Source organism: Maribacter flavus, from assembly GCF_008386635.1.
Taxonomy (GTDB): Bacteria; Bacteroidota; Bacteroidia; order Flavobacteriales; family Flavobacteriaceae; genus Maribacter; species Maribacter flavus.
Genome location: NZ_VUOE01000002.1, coordinates 153,587 through 174,788, shown reverse-complemented (window position 1 = coordinate 174,788; position 21,202 = coordinate 153,587). Strand labels below are relative to the sequence as shown.

At 42.3% G+C, this 21,202-nt stretch carries 10 protein-coding genes; all 10 read right to left on the bottom strand.

The window, feature by feature from the left end:
• Nucleotides 1–39: 39 nt before the first annotated feature.
• On the bottom strand, nucleotides 40–1,140 hold the full coding sequence (locus tag F0361_RS11080; RefSeq protein ID WP_154918679.1) for a polysaccharide deacetylase family protein: 1,101 nt from the start codon (nucleotides 1,138–1,140) through the stop codon (nucleotides 40–42).
• A 29-nt stretch (nucleotides 1,141–1,169) separates the two neighbouring features.
• The gene (locus F0361_RS11075; RefSeq protein ID WP_154918678.1) at nucleotides 1,170–2,171 is read right to left on the bottom strand and encodes a hypothetical protein; all 1,002 of its coding nucleotides are present in this window, start codon (nucleotides 2,169–2,171) and stop codon (nucleotides 1,170–1,172) included.
• Nucleotides 2,172–2,189: 18 nt separating this feature from the next.
• Nucleotides 2,190–3,302 (bottom strand): polysaccharide deacetylase family protein, encoded by a 1,113-nt coding sequence (locus F0361_RS11070; RefSeq protein WP_154918677.1) that lies wholly within the window; start codon nucleotides 3,300–3,302, stop codon nucleotides 2,190–2,192.
• A gap of 27 nt (nucleotides 3,303–3,329) precedes the next feature.
• Nucleotides 3,330–4,400, bottom strand: a complete 1,071-nt coding sequence (locus F0361_RS11065; RefSeq protein ID WP_161598232.1) for a glycosyltransferase family 4 protein — start codon at nucleotides 4,398–4,400, stop codon at nucleotides 3,330–3,332.
• A gap of 13 nt (nucleotides 4,401–4,413) precedes the next feature.
• Nucleotides 4,414–5,643, bottom strand: coding sequence for an O-antigen ligase family protein (locus F0361_RS11060; RefSeq protein WP_154918675.1), 1,230 nt, complete (start codon nucleotides 5,641–5,643; stop codon nucleotides 4,414–4,416).
• A 22-nt stretch (nucleotides 5,644–5,665) separates the two neighbouring features.
• Complete coding sequence (locus F0361_RS11055) at nucleotides 5,666–7,177, bottom strand: O-antigen translocase (RefSeq protein ID WP_211361165.1); 1,512 nt, start codon at nucleotides 7,175–7,177, stop codon at nucleotides 5,666–5,668.
• 70 nt (nucleotides 7,178–7,247) lie between these two features.
• Nucleotides 7,248–8,606 carry an MraY family glycosyltransferase gene (locus F0361_RS11050; RefSeq protein ID WP_154918674.1) on the bottom strand — a complete coding sequence of 453 codons (1,359 nt, stop codon included), beginning with the start codon at nucleotides 8,604–8,606 and terminating at the stop codon, nucleotides 7,248–7,250.
• Between the two features lie 6 nt (nucleotides 8,607–8,612).
• The gene (locus F0361_RS18715) at nucleotides 8,613–8,759 is read right to left on the bottom strand and encodes a hypothetical protein (protein ID WP_161598231.1); all 147 of its coding nucleotides are present in this window, start codon (nucleotides 8,757–8,759) and stop codon (nucleotides 8,613–8,615) included.
• 255 nt (nucleotides 8,760–9,014) lie between these two features.
• Nucleotides 9,015–20,705 (bottom strand): BspA family leucine-rich repeat surface protein, encoded by an 11,691-nt coding sequence (locus F0361_RS11045; RefSeq protein ID WP_154918673.1) that lies wholly within the window; start codon nucleotides 20,703–20,705, stop codon nucleotides 9,015–9,017.
• A 356-nt stretch (nucleotides 20,706–21,061) separates the two neighbouring features.
• Nucleotides 21,062–21,202 carry a lysophospholipid acyltransferase family protein gene (locus tag F0361_RS18710; RefSeq protein ID WP_161598230.1) on the bottom strand — a complete coding sequence of 47 codons (141 nt, stop codon included), beginning with the start codon at nucleotides 21,200–21,202 and terminating at the stop codon, nucleotides 21,062–21,064.

The following is a 21,202-nucleotide window of genomic DNA, read 5'->3' as shown; positions in this document are numbered from 1 at the left end:
TTGCGAATAAAATGCTTCTCATTAAGAGCCTGATCATTTTTATGATTTAAAAAGAGGGTTAAGCTTTCCCTGCTTTATGTGTTCAACCAAATCTGAAGTTGTTATAAATTCAATATTTTCATAATTGGAGGTTAGGTGCTTCATAAACTTATCAATGTCTTGAAACACATTTTTAAAATCTTTGGTATGGGTCTCCAATACCATTAGTTTATAGTCATAATCATTTTTCATTACCAGATCGTACGCCCTCCTGAACGTTTTTTTTAAATACCAATAAGGCTGTTTGTTCATTTTCAAGTTGGTTTTATAGGGCATACGCAAAGAATGTATGCTGTCTCTATTAAAAACTGGGTTAAGCTTAAGGACTTCATTAGGTATGCCATAGATATCCAAATCCTTGTCATTACGCTCCATAAAGTTCCTATACTTTACATGAATGACATACCGTGCCAAATCTATCCAGTTAAGATAAGTAGGTGTCATGGGAACAATGGTAATATCCATCTTATCCCCTATACTATTTATATCTTCCTTTCTACAATAATAGGGCGATATTTCGCTTTCCATACCTGAATAATCCAAATCCAGAGCAGGCAATACTAAATCCTTTGTTGGACCTAAGACTATTTTAACCCCTTGATCTACAAACGTATCATATAAAAAATGGAAAGGCTGTAAACCCCAAGATCCTGCCTTAAAGGAATTGAATTCATTCTGATATCCAGCATTGACGATAACTTCCCGTAGGCGTTTTGCCCCATTCAGAAAAATCTTTTCCTGATCCTCTTTGTCCAATTGGCCAATATTCCATTTATCAGTTACATAAACCTGACCATTCTCTATTCTCGCATTTGCCCATTGGGAATGAAGGTGTAGCTGGACCTCCATATCATTTTTTAAAAGGTGTACAATGGTTGTCTCTATCAATTCTGCCTGAAATCTGAAATCTTTAAATCCAGCGTTTTCATTAAGAAACAACCAATGGGCCATATCAATGTAAAACGTGGATTTGGCTTTGTATTCCTTTAATATTTCGCAATAACGTACCACTGGCAAGTAAACTCTGTGCATTACATGTCCGGTGCCGTTGCCAAAAATCTCGGTATCATCCTCCATTAATAGATATACTTTATCCTCCATGATTCTTCGTATTAGTCCAGGTTCCCAATTTAATTAACTTTTACTTTGTTAGTAATTTCCCTTGTGCGTGCCAATAGCCAAGGGTGCATTTCATAGAACATTTTTCCTTTTGTATTATCTACGGACTTCACAGTACCAGATGCCAGTAAAGACAGTGATTTTACGATTCTTTTGCCTAGGCCCAAATAAATATCCCTTTTTAGCCTATTGGCGGAAATCAATGTATAGCACAGAATGCTTCCAGAATCTATTTTGGGACTTATTAGGTGATTGGTGACAATCATATTGGCACCAAACAGTTTTGAATAGTCCAAGGTAGACCTTCCCTTGAACAGTGGCAACGCCCCCCAGTGGTCATTGATCAGGCCCTCTGGAAACTGATCGATCAAATTTTGATGGATGATAAAGCCTAATTTATGAAAACCCATGTCATAGGTTTTGGGTGTCCTTATACTTTTCAGGAATCGCTTGTTTGGTATGTTTATTTCAAAATAGTTTGCCCGACCAAAAAACCATCGGTATACCATAGAGACCAAGGTATTATTAAAGAGGTGTTTTAAAACTCTGTTTGGATGATATTTGATATTTAGCACATCTACACAGACCCCTAGCCTTTTTAAGGCTTTAAAAGCATAAAAAAAGTGAAAGGGACTACCTATCAAGGCTATGTATTTGTCTTTGAAATCCTCCTTACTGACCTGAGCCAGATCACTATCCAAGCTTAGGCAATACTTTAGATTTTGATCATAACAATACGAGTAATGTCCACTTTTGTCCAGATTATTGTAAAAATAATCGCTTGCCCTTTCTGATAGTTCACCGGAACCTATGACCCATAGATACTCATTGAAAAAACGAACATCCTTCAATGCCAGAAAAGTTTCCAGCAAATACGTTGTGCAAAAATCAGGTAATTTTCCCCTTAACCTTCCCAAATGAATCGTTCTCAAAATCAGGTCGTCCGAAACGGAAGAGCTAAGTTTAAAATGTTCAATTACCTTTTTCCTTACTAATTTATATTTCGAATTCAAAAATTGCACCCAATTCTATTATTGATTTTTAACTAAAGGTTTTACTGTTTGTTTTTCGATTGCGTCCCATAAACTATTGGCAGTTATAAATTCCAACCCATCATAAGCATTGTTGAGATGGTCAAAAAACCTTTCAATAGCATCAAAATTGTTCTTAAAATCCTTACTGTGTGTTTCAACTACAATCAATTTAAACCCATTGTCATTCCCCATGACGTAATCAAAGGACCTTTTAAAAGTCTTTTTGAGAAGCCAAAAAGGTTGGGCATTCATTTTTAAATGGGTTTTAAAGGGCCTTAGGGAGAGGGTAATTCTATCTTTGCCCTCAGTGGGATCTATATATTTTGTGTTCAATACTTTTTTGTTAAGGTCCAAGTCCTTATCATACGTTTTCTTAATGCTTTTAAACTTGCTGTGGAGATAATAACGTCCCAAATCAATCCAATTTAAAAAGGTAGGTGTCATGGGTACCACAATGGCGCCTTTTTCAATTCCTATTTTATTACAGTCCGTTTTGTCACAATAATAGGGAACCGTATCACTTTCCATATTGGAATAGTCAATTGCCAACCTAGGTATTTTTAAGCCTTTAACAGGGCCCAAAACGGTCTTTATGCCTACCTCATTGAACGTTTCAAATAGGTTTTGGAAGGGTTGAATACCCCAAGAACCAGTCCTAAAGGAAGTAATTGGATTGGTTATATTGGTCTTTTCTATGACGTCATTAAGATATGAAAGTGATTTCCTTACCAATTCTGTTTGGTCATTTTCACTTAATTGGCCAATATTCCATTCATCGGCAACCTTGATTTCATCGTTCTCCATACGGGCATTGACCCATTGAGGATGCAAGTGAAGTTGTACTTCCATATTGCATTGAAGCAGATGTTCTATAGTTTTTTCAATATAATCTGCTTGAAGGCCAAAATCCTTTATGGCCGCGTTTTTTCGTAAAAAAAGAAGATGGGCCATATCTACATAAAAGCTTGATTTTATTCTGTATTTTTTCAACAGCTCAACGTATTGGAGAATGGGCAAATATTGTCTATAAAACACATGACCCTGTCCGTTCCCTAAAATTTCTATATCGTCCTCGAACAATACGTAAACCTTGTCCGTTTTACCATCCATGAACTTGAAATTGTTAAAATGGTTCTACTATTTTTTGTTTAAATTCTCGTGCCCGGCATTTAAATATCGACCAACTCGTTTCGCAATATGCTCGGCCGTAAGGTTTTCATTCGCAAACTTACGGTTGTAAATACCCATTTCTTCAATCAGACTTTTATTGGACAACAACTTTTGGAACTTTCCCGCGATTTCATCGGAACTCCTTGAATTGACAAAGTATCCCATTTTCCCATCCTTGAAAAAATCCTTTAATCCTCCTACGGGCGAGGTAATGACTGTAAGGCCAAAAGCCATAGCCTCAAGAACCGTGGTAGGCAGTCCTTCCGTATAACTTGGCAGGCAATAAATATCGCTATTCCTTAGTATTCTCGCTTTTTCACTTCCAATTACATGCCCCTTAACTATGATATCCTTATCATCCTTTACCATTTCCTTTATATCATAAAGCTCCGTACCATCCCCTGCTATAATCAATTCAATATCATGGCTTTCTCTAATAGCCTTAAATGCGGCAATTGTTTCATAAATACCCTTTTCCTTTACCATTCTGGACATAAAGAGGATTGTGGTTTTTTGCTTTTCTTTTACATTTTTAAAGGAATCGATGTGCATTAGCAATGTATTGTCAACAGCGGTAGTTTCTATAATGACTTCACCGGTGTATCCCCAATGGAGCAATTTTGCTTTAAACTCCTCCGCAAGCACAATAATTTTTGTGGATTTGCCATAGCTCCAAAGAAAAAATTTTACAAATTTTTGCGAAACCTTTTTTTCAAATTCAAGGTCCCAGCCATGAAAAAAGGTAATGAACTCCTTTTTTCTTTTAAATAGCATTCTGGCAAAAAAGGCATCCCTGAAGAAACTTTTAAATCCAAGGGATGGATTCAATATCACAAGTTCTATATCGGCATCAACGGTTTTATAAAATCGCCATAGTTCGATAAATGGAGCTATTATGTTTTTGCCATATCCGCCAACTTCCATTGTCTTTATTGAAATATTGCCACTGGCCTTCAAATAAGGCAACAATGCATCCCAATAAAAATTTACACCGCCTGGAGCGCTTAGGTTGGGTATGGTTACAATTACATTCCTCATGAGCTTTACATGTTTATCCCACATAATTCAACTTACCTTTGGACTTTATCTCTAAATACTTTACTTGCCTAAAATAATTTCCTTCCAATTGCAGCTTGGCGAACACTAAAATCATAAACACATCCAGTTCGAACCACATGCCACCTTGTGTTAGCATTAAGGATAGATAAATAAAATAAACGGATAATGCCAACCTATAGGATGGCAGGTTTTTTCTTCTCCATATAAACTTTAATAGTGATACCAGGAATCCGAAAAAAAAGAAGATACCCAATAACCCGTTCTGGCCCAGTTGGGTAAAAATCTCATTATGGGCATACACTCTAAGGCCCGTATCTTCTTGAATCTTGTCCACAAGGGCATCAAACCCAAATCCAAATACCATTTCAAAAAGATTACCGCTATACCAAAGTTCAACGGCGGCCTGCCAGAAAATGAGTCTACCGGATCCAGCGGCAGTCTGTCTGCCATTACGGATGTCAAAAATCCGATTATAGAATGTTTCGCTAGTTTCCAACAAATAAAAAAAACCTGCCACGAATAGGCTAATGGCAAGGGTAGCCGTTATTACTTGCTTAAAAGAAAGTTTCTTGGGAAGGTATAGGAATACCAGACCTATGGCGAACATCGCATAACCTGTTCTCACAAATGTTAAGTAAATTAAATACACACCAAAAAGCGATAAGGCATAATTCAGTTTTCGATACTTGATTATGCTTGAATTCATCTTTAAAAAAGCCAATAATATAAGCACCGCCGCGGAGAAGGTTATGGAGGCACCATGGGTATTCTGAAACATGCCCGCAAAACTTTCCGATACATCATTTGCCATCGTATCTTTGGCTTTACTTTCTAAAATACCCAGTACAAATGGTAGGCCCGAAATAATAATAAACTGGGCAAAACCAAGTAAAGTCTTATCCAAGCTTCTCAAATCCTTAATTTTAAAAGAGACATACTCAAACATTAAGGGAAACATCATGTATCGAAAAAAATCTAAGCTGCCTACAAGGTAACTTACTGAAAAATTGGCCGTGACCAGGTTTTTTGCCGCTCTGGCATAGGACCACTTTATAAAATTTGGCTTCCTTCTATTACGAATGATCAAAACCTGCCAAACCAAAAAAAGAAAAAGGGGAATCTTCCAGAATTGGGAAAACGTAGTTGGGCCCACAGGTACAGGTCCTAAATAGATTAGAACGAACAAAACCCCATAAAGTGCCAGTTTTTTAATATCGCTCATTGTAATTAGTTCTGCCGATTGCTTATTTCTTACCCAAAAACCCCGAAATGAGTTGCATCAGACCTAGGCGTTTATCCAATTCCAAAAAGGAAAAATATCCGGATAAAAGGATAAGAAGGACGCCCAAGATATACATCCAAAGTGTATTCGACATAGTAATACCGACCAAGCACAGCACTCCAAAGATGAATTGCAAACCAAAAATCCTTGAGAATCCCTTTTGGAAGGAAAACTGATATTTTCTACTTGCTATAAAATAAACCTGCCCTAGGTAAACCACGTACGACACCAAAAAGGAAATCCCCAAACCTTCCAGCCCCCAATAATAATAACCTAGAATGTTGAATAGCAAGAGATAGAGATTGGAAATCAACTCGTTCCAAAAGAACAGTTTACTTTTTCCCTTCGCAATAAATATAAAGCCTATCACCCATGCGGGAACCTTAAAGAAGAGTCCTAAAAAGGCCCAATAAATCATTACGTTGGCTGCTAAGAATTCTGAAGAATACAGAATGATAATGACCCAATCGATAAATACCATTAACCCCACCAATACCGGTGCCAAAATCAACAAGGCTATTTCGGTTTGTTGGTTAATTAGTTCATTTGCCTTTGAATTATTTAAGGCCACGGAAGCAAGCCTAGGGTAATAGTCAGTTTCCATCGCTGTAAAAAGCAATCCAACATACGTAGTTATCAGGGCAATTCCTGCATTGTAAAGCCCTACTTCCTCCACGCCTCCGGAATAATTGATAAAAACCCTTAAAATATAGGATTCGCCCAATACCATAATTCCGCTGAGGCTCAATATAAAACCCATGGTCATCATGCCCTTTCCTTCCGCCTTCAATTCTTTGAAAGGTAAAGGAACCCGTTCTTTTTTAATGCTTTTACCAAAATAAAGTGCAACGATAAAAGTTGCTAGAGCGGTTATCACCAAACCTGGCACTATCCCTTCCAGACCCAAATAGTAGTAAAAAGGTATCGACAATGCAAGGCCAATGGCGGAACCGATCATATTGGCTTTTGCCAAGTCCTTAAGTTTCCGTAATCCTTGTAAAATCACAAAATGGCCACTGGCCAATTGCTTTAGAAGTACGGTTATGGACAACCAGATAAAGGCGATGGTATATTCTGTATTTCCAAAAGCCATTTGACTCAGCCATTTCGCCCCAAAGAGTGTAATCAAGGAACCTGCAACTCCTGTTAGCCAAATTAATCGGTTAAGTACGCTTATCGTTTTGGCCAAGCGGAATTCATCATTGGAATCTTTCGCCGTGGCAATGTCCTTTACGCCACTGATTCCAAGGCCAAAATTCGTCAACGAACTGATTAATAATATTGTAGTATTGAGCAATCCCAAAATACCAACGCCGGCAGGACCTAGTAGCACCGCCATAATTTTGGATCGCAAAATAGAAATTAGGATATTAAAGACCTGTACCCCTCCAAAAATGGAGGTAGCCTTCATGATCTGTCTATAACTGCTTCCTTTTTGCTTTTCTACTTTAGTAAGTTCTATGGATTTTTCCAACGCCTGCGTTTTATATTGACCGGCTCACGGAGCAATTTCTATTTGGTTTTATATGGCTAATGCCCTTCTATTAAAGGACACTGTCCTTATCCAATGCCTTGTCCTTTCTGTTCCTCAATTTTCCCTTTAACGAATTAAAGGTTTTGGTTCTGTCCTTTATAAATTCCTTCCCAATGGATTGACCCTTTACTTTATTGGGCATATCATTCAGATCAGATTTGAAAGTTTTGCTTTGGTCCGATGCAACCGAATCCTTTAAAGAAGCGACATCATGGGCATCACTTCCATTTACAAGTACCGACACAGTACTGGAAGCGTTTGATTGGGTACCATTTTTAATATCAAACACTTTCAAAAATGGTAGTAAATAAACACATGCACCAAACAACACCGATGCTACCAAATGAATATGAATATTCAGTTGCATCGTTAGGAACGCAAAGGCGATTACCAATGAATTAGCGATTACCAAGGTAAACGTGGCCCTTTTATGCGACAATCCCAACCGTAAAAGCCGATGATGTATATGGTTGGAATCGGCACTAAAGGGACTCCTTCCCTCGCGAATCCGTATTGCAAAGACCCGCAAAAGGTCAAACAGTGGATACGAAAGTATGGCCAACAAAATTACGGGGGAATTAGTAAAGTTATTGGTTGTTCCTATTTCCATATTGAGGTTTAGAAAATAAATACCTTGATAGGCCAAAAGGAACCCGGTTAAAAGAGATCCACAATCTCCCATGAAAATCTTTTTGTCCCTCGATAGATTATACTTTAAGAAGCCCAAGACCGACCCCACGAATATGGTAGCTACCAAAGACATCAGATAATTGCCTTTGATGGAAAAAAGTACGCCGAATGTAATGCTTCCAAGTATGGAAAGTGAACCTGCAAGACCATCAATACCATCCACAAGGTTAAAGGCGTTGATGACCAACATGAAAACAAAAATCGAAAATAACACGGAGGCAACGTAAGGCAACTCGTTTATCCCAAAAATACCTCCAAAATGCAATATTCTAATATCCGTAAGCACCACTACGTTTAAGACGGCAATCAACTGGCCAAGCAATTTCTTTTTAGGCGCCATTCCGGTCAAGTCATCCTTGATTCCCAAAAAGACCAAAATTATGGACGAGCCCATGATTGCCAGAAGTTTCGCTAAATCTGTAGGAACAAGATCGGTCAAAATTCCAAATACGATCATTGAAAGCGAAAAGGCCAGAAATATACCCAATCCACCCAAGTTTGGGGTTTTGGAAACGTGCATCTTTCGATGATCGGGATCATCCATCAAACCCTTTAATTTCGATACATTTATTATTACTGGATATAGATAAATACTAGTAGATAAAAAGAAAGCGGCAAAACCGGCAATCAAGGAAAGGTAAAAATAATTGGATAAAAAGTCTATCATACTATTGGGCATTCCTTTCTAATTTTCGTAACCATGATGAACATTTACTTTCTCATTGGCATTTACTCCCCAAATGAGCGCACCATTTTGCATAAATTCCTCTCTAGGGAGGTAATTCCAATAATAGTTCAAGGTGGAAAGAAGTTGGGTCAGTTTGGTTTTCAAGTTTATTTGTGGGATAAAAGTAAAGGGAAAGTAAATGGTTCAGAACAATAATCGTTATTATACCGTGTTCATCGGCAATCCGCTAAGCCCTATTTATAAAGGGATGTTCGACAAGAGGTATTGTAATCTTCATCTTACAAGCCCAAGTTGAAAACTAGCAATTGGAGGTGCCCCACCGTTATTCTAAGAAGTGTTGAAATGAAAAAAGCCCTTTAGGATTAATCCTAAAGGGCTTTTGGTCAAGTATTGATTTAATTACCTTTTTATGAATTTTTTTATTATATTGTTTGAACTGCCTCCGTTAGCCCTTATAATATAGACACCTGATTCTAAACTCCTAACGTCAATTTGTTGTAAGTTCCAAGAATTACCAGGAACACTTTTGACCAACTTACCAGAAATATCATAAAGGTCAAATCTGATTATACCTGAGGCCTTTGGAACCTCCAGGTTTAAGATTTCAACCGTAGGATTAGGCCATAACTCCATTTGAAAAGTTCGTGCCGTTGTTAGCAGATATGGGTTCACCATTCCAAATGTTGGTCCCTCTAAGTTACCACTGAACGAACTAAACGTATAGGGATTTGAGTCTAAATCATAGACCATACCGTCAGTATGGTCATTAATAGCATACCATGCATTTGTATTACTGTCTCTAAAAACCAACATAGGTTCAGCACCTGTAAACTTGAAGTCATCACCTCCCAGTTGTGTGCCAAATAAGAAATTTTCATCGCCTGTTGCGTCAGGAACGCCTATCGCATCCAAAACATTACCAAGATTTGAAATATCTGAATCCAATTGGCCGTCGTTATCACTATCAAAATCGTCAATACCATCTTGATAGTTATCGGTAAGGATTAACGTAAAACTTGGATTCTCAACATCAGGAATCGAAACAGTTAAAAGCCCATTTGCATCAAAGGTCCCAGAAATTTGCTTTACATCATTGACCCCTCCGGAGGCGTTTCCAGAATCAGAATCCAGGATTACTATCCATCCTGCAAACGATTGACCCGCAGGGCCTTTTAGTTCAATCATTTGTGTCGATGGATCGTTACCTGATGGATTTGGCTGAAATTCATTGATTAGTACCGTAAAAGGAACTGCTTCAAGAACGTTGACTACATCTGTCGCAGAATTGGAACAACCATTACCGTTTGTATAGATATAGGTCAATGTATGTTCCCCAAGTCCCGCAGCCACTGGGTCAAAAGTATAGGTGCCATCCCCATTATCGGTTACTCCAGGTCCGCTGTAAATCCCCCCATCCGGGCTACCCCCAGAAAGGTTGTATTGAATACCTGCATCTATACGTATTTCTCCAAAGGCGACAAACTCAACCGTTGGCAATATAACATCTTCATCGATGTCACCATCGCCATCATTGTCTACACCATCGCACTCCTCAACATCGCATCCATCCGGAATACCATCTCCATCAGAGTCTAGGCTATCGTCATATCCAGGACATTTATCCAAACAATCCGGCACGCCATCTGCATCCGTATCCATAGAAACCCCATTGGCATCAACATTATCCGGACAAGGTGAATCCATTTCTTGATCATCGCAATCAACAATACCATCACCGTCTGTGTCAACGGTATCGTCACAGTCGTCCATACAATCCGGGGTCCCATCTCCATCAGAATCAAGGTTGTCATCGTACCCGGGACATTTGTCAGAACAATCCGGCACGCCGTCCTGATCGGAATCCAAATTATCATCACAATCATCGAAGCAATCTGCAATACCGTCCATATCGGCATCGAAGCCCTCATCCACTTTGCCATCACCGTCGTTATCAAGACCATCACACTCCTCAACATCGCAGGTATCGGGCACTCCGTCACCATCGGAATCCTTGGTATCATCCCCATTGGGACATATATCCAAACAATCGGGGACACCGTCCTGGTCGGAATCAAGTCTATCATCGCAATCATCGAAGCAATCTGCAATACCGTCCCCATCAGCATCAAATCCCTCATCCACTCTACCATCACCATCGTTATCCACACCATCACATATTTCTTGTCCAGGTTGGGTTATGGTAATGCTGCATTGCGAGGTCGCCCCCTTGGCATCGGTGATGGTGACCGTATACATGCCTGCCGTTAGCGAACGGTTGGTCGCTTCCGTGGACCCATCATCCCATTTGAAGGTAAAAGGCCTGTACCCTCCATTGCCGCTCACTCGCGCCGCACCGTCCTGTCCGCCATATTCCGATACATTCTGTATCAGGTTCACCCAACAATAGAGTTCCTTGGCTATATCTATATACGACACGGATTCACAACCATTGGCGTCCGTAACGGTAACCGAATGCATCCCATAGGGCAAGGTGGTGGCCGTTTGGGTGGTCTCACCATTGTCCCAATAGTAGGTATAAGGTGCCGTTCCACCATACGGCGTTACCGTGGCAACACCGTCCTCCGTCAAGTGGTCTGTAGTAAGCTTAACCTGCTCCACATCACTTGTAAACTTGTCACACACACTTCCGGTAGGCTCCATTATAGTGATACTGCACTGCGAGGTCGCCCCCTTGGCATCCGTAATGGTCACAGTATGTATACCTGCCGTTAATGAATTGTTCGTCTGTTCGGTAGAACCATCGTCCCATTTGAACGTAAAGGGCCTGTACCCGCCATTTCCGCTCACTCGCGCGGCACCGTCCTGTCCGCCATACTCCGATACATTCTGTATCAGGTTCACCCAACAATAGAGTTCCTTGGCTATATCTATTTGACACATCGTTGCGCAACCGTTGGCATCCGTAATGGTAACGGAATGCATCCCATAGGTCAAGGTAGTGGCCGTTTGGGTCGTCTCTCCATTATCCCATAAATAGGTAAAAGGCGCTTTACCCCCGATTGGGGTCACGGTTGCCACCCCGTCCTCGGTCAAATGGTCCGTGGTAAGTATGTCCTGCTCTATGCTGCAGGTCAAAGGCTCGTTGTTGGTGACGATGAAGGCTTCAGACGTGGACTCGCACCCGAACTCGTTGGTCACAGTTACCGTATAGCTTCCCTCAAGGGCCGTAATGGTCCGCGTGGTCTGCCCGCCTGGTGACCAAAGATAGCTGGTAAAGCCGGCACCGGCATCCAACTCGACACCGTTCCCGTCATGGCAATAGCTGTCCTTGCCCGTTATCTCTACTTCTGGGGCCGGGTTCACCGTTAAGGTCGCCACTTCGCTGGTCACCGAGCAGTTGTCCGTTTCGTCGCCAGGGGTTTCGTTATCTGAGGTTACGATTACCCTATATTGGTTACCGTCCTGGTCCATGGATATATCGTTTAGGGTGACCGAATTGGAATTTTGCACCATCATTAGTGTCCAAGTAGCCCCATCGTCCATAGAAACCTCCCACTGGTAGCGTAAGCTTGCAGTACCGGTAGCGGAAACCTCAAAATTGATGTTTTCCCCCTCACATGAAGCAACGTCCTCAAGCTGGGTATTGATGGTCACCTCGCAAGCACTTTCTACCGTAACCTTGGCCGTGCAGATCGATACGTTCCCGGCCGCGTCCACCACCGTGAGCAATACCGTGTTGGCCCCTAGGTCGGCCTCCGTGAAGTCGATGCTTTGGGGCAGGGCACCTACTCCGCCGCCGTTGCCCACGATTACAGTGATTTGGGTCTCGCCCACCACGGCACCGGTGGCGTCCATCGCCTTAAGATAGATGTCATACGTGCCGTCCACCGTGGGGTCAAAGGCCTTGCCAGCAAGCTCGTTGAAGAAGTCCAGGTTCCATGAGTTCTGGGCCACGTTGTTCCCAGCCAGCAGCGCGGCATAGCCCGCAGCGTCCGTGGCCACCGTGCCACCGCCGTTCGCCGTGGCGTTGTCGCCGATGGCGTGGTCCGCAACCGGTTGGTTGATAGGGTCGAAGACAAAGTAGTCCGAACCGATGCTCGGGTCGAAGTCCATCCCCATCTCATAGGTGAGTCCGTCCAGCTTCGTGCCGGTGCTCCCCATGGGGTCCGTGTTCACGCTCCACTCGAAGTTCCAGAGTGCCCTGCTCGCAGGGCTGCCAGCACCAGCCAAGTGGCCGTACGTGCCGTCGCCGTTGCTGTTGAACGTGTTCTGGGGAACTGGGTAGCGCACCTTCGCCCGTAGGCCAAGTTCTACCGTGCCTGCTTGGTTCACCGTAAAGCCGCCGTTGGCGTTGCCCGAGCCGAAGATGGCATCCGGCACCACGTTCTGGTCGTAATCACGTACAACGTTCCTTGTAATACCGATCGCCGCGATGGCCACGTTGTCCGAGGAGCCGTTGTCGACATCCGATACGCTCACCGTTGCCGTTCCGTTGCCGTCCAGCTCCACCGTGATGTCCTGGCAAACGGCTGTAGGCGGGGTGGTGTCCATAACTTCAGGTAGACCTGGCGAACCTACATCGGCACCACTATTGCCTCCTGCCAATATACTTGTATACCCACCAAAAAGAGGAGTAACACCACCATCAGAGCTTAACGCCCAATTACTCCCTACAGTATTGTCAGCAGTTAAATCCGTTAAATACACAGAAGAAGAATTATTATCCGCAGGCCAGCCAGTTGTCTTATATGTTACCTGCTCAATTACATTGGCCTGTGTCACATTATTACCGGAATAACTGGCGAAACTATCCCATATTCCTATGGTATCACCCGTATTGTTCAATGACATTGCTGACCAATTTGTAACGGGAACAAGGTCAACATTGCCCCATGCAGCTAGGAATTCCGATTCAGAGATATCGTCGCTGTTGTATAGTATAACCGATTTACCGGCAGGAACGATTCCAGAAGCTATATTCGCGGATGAATGAGCAGAACCATTATTATCATCGATCACAAAACCGGAAATATCCAAATCCGTTGTTCCTGAATTATAAATTTCCATCCATTCCCAATCGTCCTCGGGACTACTTGGGTTGTACATAATTTCTGTGATGATTAGCGGAATCAAATTTGATGAGGCGCTTTTTAAAGAAATATCATTGCCATCACCACCGGCATAGGAGATGATACCATTAAAATCACCAAAGGATACGCTTGCCCCTTCGGCGAAATTATCAAAAGTGCCATTTATGGGATCCGTACCGTCATTTTGAATCAAAACGATTTCAGCATTGGCCCCGTTGGCATAACCATTCAGTAGGTTCAGGGTGGTGCCCGTTACAATGGTTACCGTACCGGTGACCACTATTTGGTCATGTTCTGTGCCCGGTGTTGGCCCGTCTACTTCAAAATTGTTGTTGTTATTATCCAATGTAAGGTCGCCCGTGTTCAAAATACCCGGACTCACCCCGGGAGCCAGATTAGAATCCACATTCATATTGACCACCCCAACGATGGTTCCTGTTCCACTTAAAGTAGAAGCTGCATCAAAATTCGCTGAAGTATCTATGGTTATGACCGATCCCGTGGTATCAAAACTGCCATTATTCACTTGTAGGGCGTTCAACTGTATATCTGTGCCATCGGCGAACGTGACATCAATATTGCTCAAGGTGAGCCCATTATCGGGCCCTGTAAGGTTGAATGCGGAATCTATGAGCAAGGTGTTCGCCCCTGCAGCCCCATCCAAAGAAATGCCATTGGTGATACTGGCTAAGGGAATCTCCACCGTATTGGGATCAATTTGCACAACACCACTTCCTGATATATTGATCGAAGCGGAATTACTGATCCGTAGATTGCCACCATTTAAGGACAATGTAAAATTATCATTGGTATCCCCGCCATTGGTGTCCAAAATGGTCAAGGCCCCATTGGCATTTAGGGCGATCTGTGTCTCCACCAATGCGCCAGTATATTCATAAATTACCACTTTCCCCTTTTGGCTATCAGCTTCAGGTCCTCCCAAGATAATCACATCACCCTCCTTATTCATGGCCACATCTTGCCCTGCTTGAACATAAATTGGCTGTCCTAATCGTTGCCATTGATTGTTGGACCATTGGAATACCCTAGTTGGTTGAAAGAAATCGCCAATCAATACCAAATCCCCAAATCCATTGATATCTACTTGATAACCTGGTTGTTCAAAGTCGTTAGATTCTGCAGGAATAGTATTCCCCAATTGAGACCACGCATCATTTTCAAATTCGAATACTTTGGCATAATCGCCAGCATTTGCGCCAACCACCAGTCTCTTTCCAGTGTCATTCAAACTGACGGATATACCGAAAAAATCATCGATATTATCACCAACAATATCACTGCCTAGCTGCGACCAACTACCATTTACCAAATTAAAAGTTCTCACAAGACCCTCTCGTCCCGGAGTAGTTGTGGTTTGTAACTGATAAGCACCCACCGCAAGTATATTTCCATCGCTATTTAGGCTAACATCCCTGCCAAAATAGTCATCTGTATTGCCAGTTAAGGATTGGCCCAACTGCAGCCATTGCCCACCTTGCAATTCATATACAACGGCTAAACCATTTTCATCATTAGCGCCGGCATAACCCACTGCCAAGCGATTTCCAGCGCTGTCAAAATCCACTTTTTGAACAAAAGCAGTACCGGCCGCTGGTATTTCAGCACCCAATTGTTGCCAATTTGAACCAGTAAACTCGTAAACTTTAACTTTGCCCAAATCTTGACTAGCCGCCAAACGGTTTCCGGCATCGTTTAAATCAACACCGCTAGAGAAACGGCCATTTTGACCACCCAAAACGGTATTTCCCTTGGGAACCCAAGTATTACCGGACCTTTCAAGAATGGTGACTTCTCCGACATTACCAGAGCCATTGGCATTGGGACTGACATAAGCAGCCACTGTACCGTCTGAATTGATACTCACTCCAGATCCCACATTATCAACAGCATTCTGACCTGTAATTTCAGGTCCTATATCAAACCAACAATCGCCCGTACCGGTAATGGATACGTTTTGGGTACAGGCCTCAGACACATTACCTGCTTCGTCTGTAGCCGTCCAGGTAATGGTGGTCTCACCAACAAAGAAGGGATCGGATAGCGCTAAGCCGTCACTTCGTACCCCCGCATAGGTAAAAGAGGTCGCGACATTGTCTGTGGCGGTAGGGTCTGTAAGGGTCACGTTTACCGTACAATTAGCGCCTGCATCTGCAACAATATCTGTCGGACAGGTAATTACTGGAGGCTCTGCATCAATAGAGGCATCAATACAGAATTGGAAGGAAAGCTCCGTGAGGAAATGGGCACCGCTAAAAAGTTCGATACCATTTTTTGATACGGTAAAAGATCCTTGTCCGGCACCACAACAGATACCGTCTCCAAATTGATCAAAAATGGTAAAGGTGTAGATGCCATCAGCTAAATTGGTGAACTGCTCCACTACCGTACTTCCCACCTGCTGGCTGGAATAATCTGGTGATTCATCTACCAGATTTCCTGCTTGATCCCTTAGTTCCCAAGATGTTTCATTGGGCCAGTCATCAAAGGTGATCTCCAAATCCACATTACCGGAGGTACATGGCGTATCGCCCAATGCGGTTGTTACTTGCCACGTTGAACCAAACCCCGAAATACCGCCCCATGGATTGCCTGCCAAATCCTCGAACAACCCAGATGGGATATCAAACGTAAGCACTTTATTGCCCGGAAGGTTTTCTGTAGGGGTCAATGTCAATGTGGAAACCGACCCATCATCTGTGAATTGAATTCCGCCATTGGCAACGGTAAGCACATCAACCGTAACAGTACCGCCATTGGGTAATAGATTAAAAATTGTAATTGCACCATTGGTATCGGTTATTTGTATCAATTCATCAAAGGTCAACGTAAACACCTGATCTACCGGAAGAAGACTGGTTTGGCTGGCTGGGTTAAATGTAATTGCGGCGGGAGCAGTACCATCTAAAGTGCCTATTAAGGAGACATCATTACCATCGCCCCCCACGTAACTTATAGTACCATTAAATCCACCAAAATTAGCTGCAGCACCTTCAGGAAAGCCCGAAAAGGTACCGGTTACAGCATCCGTACCATCATTATCAATTAAAATAATCTCATCCCCATTGGTATTGACATAGCCCCCTATGAGATTCAAAGTAGTTCCCGAAGCAATGGTCACCGTACCCGTTACCACTATTTGGTCATGTTCCGTGCCAGGGGTTGGACCATTGACTTCAAAATTGTTGTTGTTATTGTCCAATGTTAAATCTCCAAAATTGAGAATACCGGGACTTGTACCAGGGGCCAGGTTGGAATCTACGTTCATGTTCACCACACCATTGATGGTCCCCGTACCACTCAAGGTAGCGTCCCCAAAGAAATTGGCTTCAGTGGTTACAACGGTTGTGAGACCGTTGGTGTCAAAATCACCACCAGTAACGTTTAAGGCGTTCAATTGAAGATCTCCGCTACCCGTCAGTTGTACGTTAAGATTGTTCAGGGTCAACCCGTTACCCACTCCGAGGAGCGCCAACGAAGTATCCAGGTTTAGGGTGTTGGCACCCCCGCCCCCATCCAGTGTTAGGCCATTGGTAATTCCAGATAAGGGAATCTGCACCGTATTGGCATTTACTTGTACCACCCCAGGTCCTGATATAGCGATAGTACTATTGCTGCTAAAGACCAGATTATCGCCGTTGATACTCAAACTGTACTCATCATCCGAATCCCCCCCATTACTATCAGTAATGGAAAGGGTACCGTCTGGTTCCAGTATGGCTTCACTTTCAGGACAAGCCTCACCACCATCCCAAACAATCCATGAAAAATTGTCAATTAAATTCTGTCGAACGGTTGCACTGACACAATACGTTGTGCTTCCTCCGTTTAAAGAAATGTCAAACGGTATTTGGGTTTCCCCCGAATCGGTATCAAGCGTTCCCCAACCAAGCAATAATGCATCATAATTTTCAGAAGACAAACCAGAACCAATAAACATCTCAGCTGCTGAACCTAAGTCTGGCGCTCCCGGATCAATTTCTCTTGGCACGGCATAATCTGAAGCTAAACTGCTGATATCCCAATTAGCCAAATTTTGGTTGAAAGCACTGGCATTGGCGAACATACCGTTCATAGAGGTCACGTTTCTAACATCCCAGCTATCCAAAGGTTGATTGAATGAAGTTGCTCTTGCAAAGGCTTTTGTCATGTTAGTTACTAGACCTACGTTCCAATTGTTCAGGGGTTGGTTAAAGGCTTCGGCACTTCTAAAGATTTCGCTCATATTCCTAACCTGGCCAACATTCCAATTATTTAAATTTTGGTTGAAAAGCCTTGCATCATAGAACATACCCTCCATACTTTGAATGTTGGACACATCCCAATTTCCGAATGCCGAGGTACCTTGCAAGTTTTGACAAAAAGCAAACATGTTGGAAACGTTCGTAACCCCAGATAAATCTGGAACATCGGTGGCCACGACATCAAGATTGGAGCAATTTCTATAGGAACTGTCCATTCTTGACCACTGGATATTGCCCCACTGATTAACCTCAATAATCTTAAGTCGGAAAGCGCCAAAAGGTGCCAGATTGATTCCCGGAAATGTTCCTATAATAGATACCCTATGGTTTCCAGGAGTTGCATAGGTATGAAAGGCCTGCCCTGTCAGGTTTTGTTCAATGGTTCCGTCGCCCCAATCTATACTATAGTTATACGTTTGATTCGGATATACAGGTATACTGATCTCTTCATTGGCTGCCGTTGTCTGCCAGGTGGTGATAAATGCATTGGTGAAATCAATGGTCACGCAGTCCAAGGATTTACCACCATCCATAATTGTCCACCCAAAATTGTCTATCAATTCTTGCCGTTGGGACTCACTAGCGCAAAACTGGCTGTTGCCAGCATTTAAGGTAATATTTTGTGGTATCTGGGTTTCCCCAGCATCGGTATCCAGCGTACTCCAACCTAGTAACAGGGCATCATAATTGGCTACCGAAAGCCCGGCGTTTATGAACATGTCGGCCGCAGATCCTTGGTCTGGTCCATCTGGTAAACCTGTGAAGGGATCAAAATCAAACTCAGGTGTCAATCGGCCAATATTCCAGCTACTTATATCTTGGTCAAAAGCTATTGCCCCTTCGAACATATTATTCATTTTTTCAACATTGCCCACATCCCAGTTTCCTATGGGTTGGTTAAATGATGTGGCCCCAGAAAACATCGCGTTCATATTAAACACGCCAGAAACGTTCCAATTATCCAATGGTTGATTAAATGAAAACGCATTGAAGAACATTAAATCCATGCCAACCACTTGCCCTACATTCCAATTATTCAATGGTTGATTGAAAGCTGATGCCCCGGCGAACATCCTGTCCATCACCCTAACTTTATCAATAACCCAATTCCCTATGGGCTGGTTAAAGGAAGAAGCCCCAGAGAACATCCTGGCCATACTGATAACTTCACTGACATTCCATGCCCCAATATTTTGGTTAAATGATTCTGCCCCATCAAACATTCCCCTTGTGTATTTTATATTGCTGACATCCCATGAATTAAAAGCCGGGTTGCCAATCAAATTCTTACAGAGCTGAAACATATTCGTCAAGTCTGTTACTTGGGATAAATTAGGTGCGTCGGTTGCGGAAACATCCAAAAATTCACAACCTATAAAAGCTCTTTCAAAGGATGTCCACTCAGTAGCACCCCATTGTTTTACATCTCTAATATTAAATCTATTTGGATTGAATACAGTCGTATTAAAGAATATCCTTGGAAATTGACCTGTAATGGAGACATCATAGGTGCGAGATAAATCAGTATAGGTATGACTCGCATCACCAGTAAAACCATACTCAACAGTGCCATCTCCCCAGTCTACAGAATAATTATAAGTTTCATTACCCGCTGTGGGAATTGTGATTACACCAGTACCCGGAGAGGGCTGCCATGTTGTGATAAAGGCATTGGCATAATCTATAGTCACACAGTCCGGCAATTTACCGCCATCGGTTATTGTCCACCCAAAATTATCGATCAACTCTTGACGTTTGGCCTCACTGCCACAATATTGGGCATCTCCTCCGTGAAAAATAATGTTGGAAGGTATTTGGGTTTCACCTAAATCTAATTTGCCCCAGCCCATCAAAATTTTATCGTAATTATCGTCACCCAAACCAGAAGTTTCAAACATCAAGTCCATACTTGTGGCCGAGCTGATATCCCATTTGCTCAAATCTTGATCGAATGCCCCAATAGCTTGGAACATTCCTGAGAAATTACCTATGTTGGAAACATCCCAAGAACTAATATCTTGATTGAAAGACGAGATTTGAAAAGTTTCAATTGCAGTGGTTACCTTGGAAACATCCCAGTTATCCAACGGTTGATTAAATGAATATGCCGATCCAAATGTAGCATTCAAATTTTCTACCTTAGAAACGTCCCAAGCATTTAATGGTTGATTAAAAGTAAATGCGCCCGCAAACGTACGCTCTAGTGTTGTAACATTAGAAACATTCCAATTTTCGATATTTATATTAAATACGTGAGCATTTCCAAAAAGAAAGGATATGTTTGTTATGTTAGTAATATCCCAGAGTCCGAATGATGGATTACCCACCAGCTGAGTGCAGCTCCTGAACATGGCCTCCAAACTAGTTACAAACTCTAGATTTGGTGTGTCAGTCGCGGTCACATCCAAAAGATCGCAACCATAAAATGCATTTTCCATTGAGGTCCAGCTTATGTCTCCCCATTGATTAACTTCCAGAATTTTTCGCCTATCTCCTTCCCTGTTGAAATAAATTCTTGGGAATTCCCCTGTAATACTGATGGTCTGTGTTCCCGGAACGGCATAGCTATGCGTTGCATCCCCTGTTTGATTGGTTTCCACCATGCCATCTCCCCAGTCTATTGAATAATCATAGGTCTCACCGGGAAATGTAGGTACTGTGATACTTTCGTTTGAAGTGGTAGTTTGCCATGTTGTAATAAATGCATCTTGTGAGCAGACAGGCAAAAAACAAAAAGTAAAAAATAATAAGGTTAAAAAATGTAGTTGTTTTTTCATTTAAATGTACATTTTGGTTGACTATTTGTACCAAAGCACATTCATTTTTATGGCAAAGGAGCACCTATGAAAGGTCGGGGGAAGAAGCCTTTACTTTTTTGATTAAAGAGAAGTTAATGGCAGATTTTGAGGAATCTTTAACAAACATAGCCAACTAAGGTTTTAAATACAATACCCATTAATGGGTATTGTATGAATTACCAGTGTGTTTCATCGCTTAAGTGTGCATTTCATCGAAAAATTGTATATGCCTGAAATTTTGAGTTGCTTTCCAACTCAAGGATATCTAATCACAAACAACCCGTATGCACTGAAATTACAATCTAACCCCATGAATTAGCTATGGAATATTATTATTAATGCTTCTCCACAACACCCTTAAAATAAGAAGTGTACTTTTCTATATCGGCAACTTGATTGTCAGTTGGCATTTTAGGCTCGGAAAACTTCACTTTTTTCTGGCCATAATCAAAGGCGACCATGACGATGGGAACCAT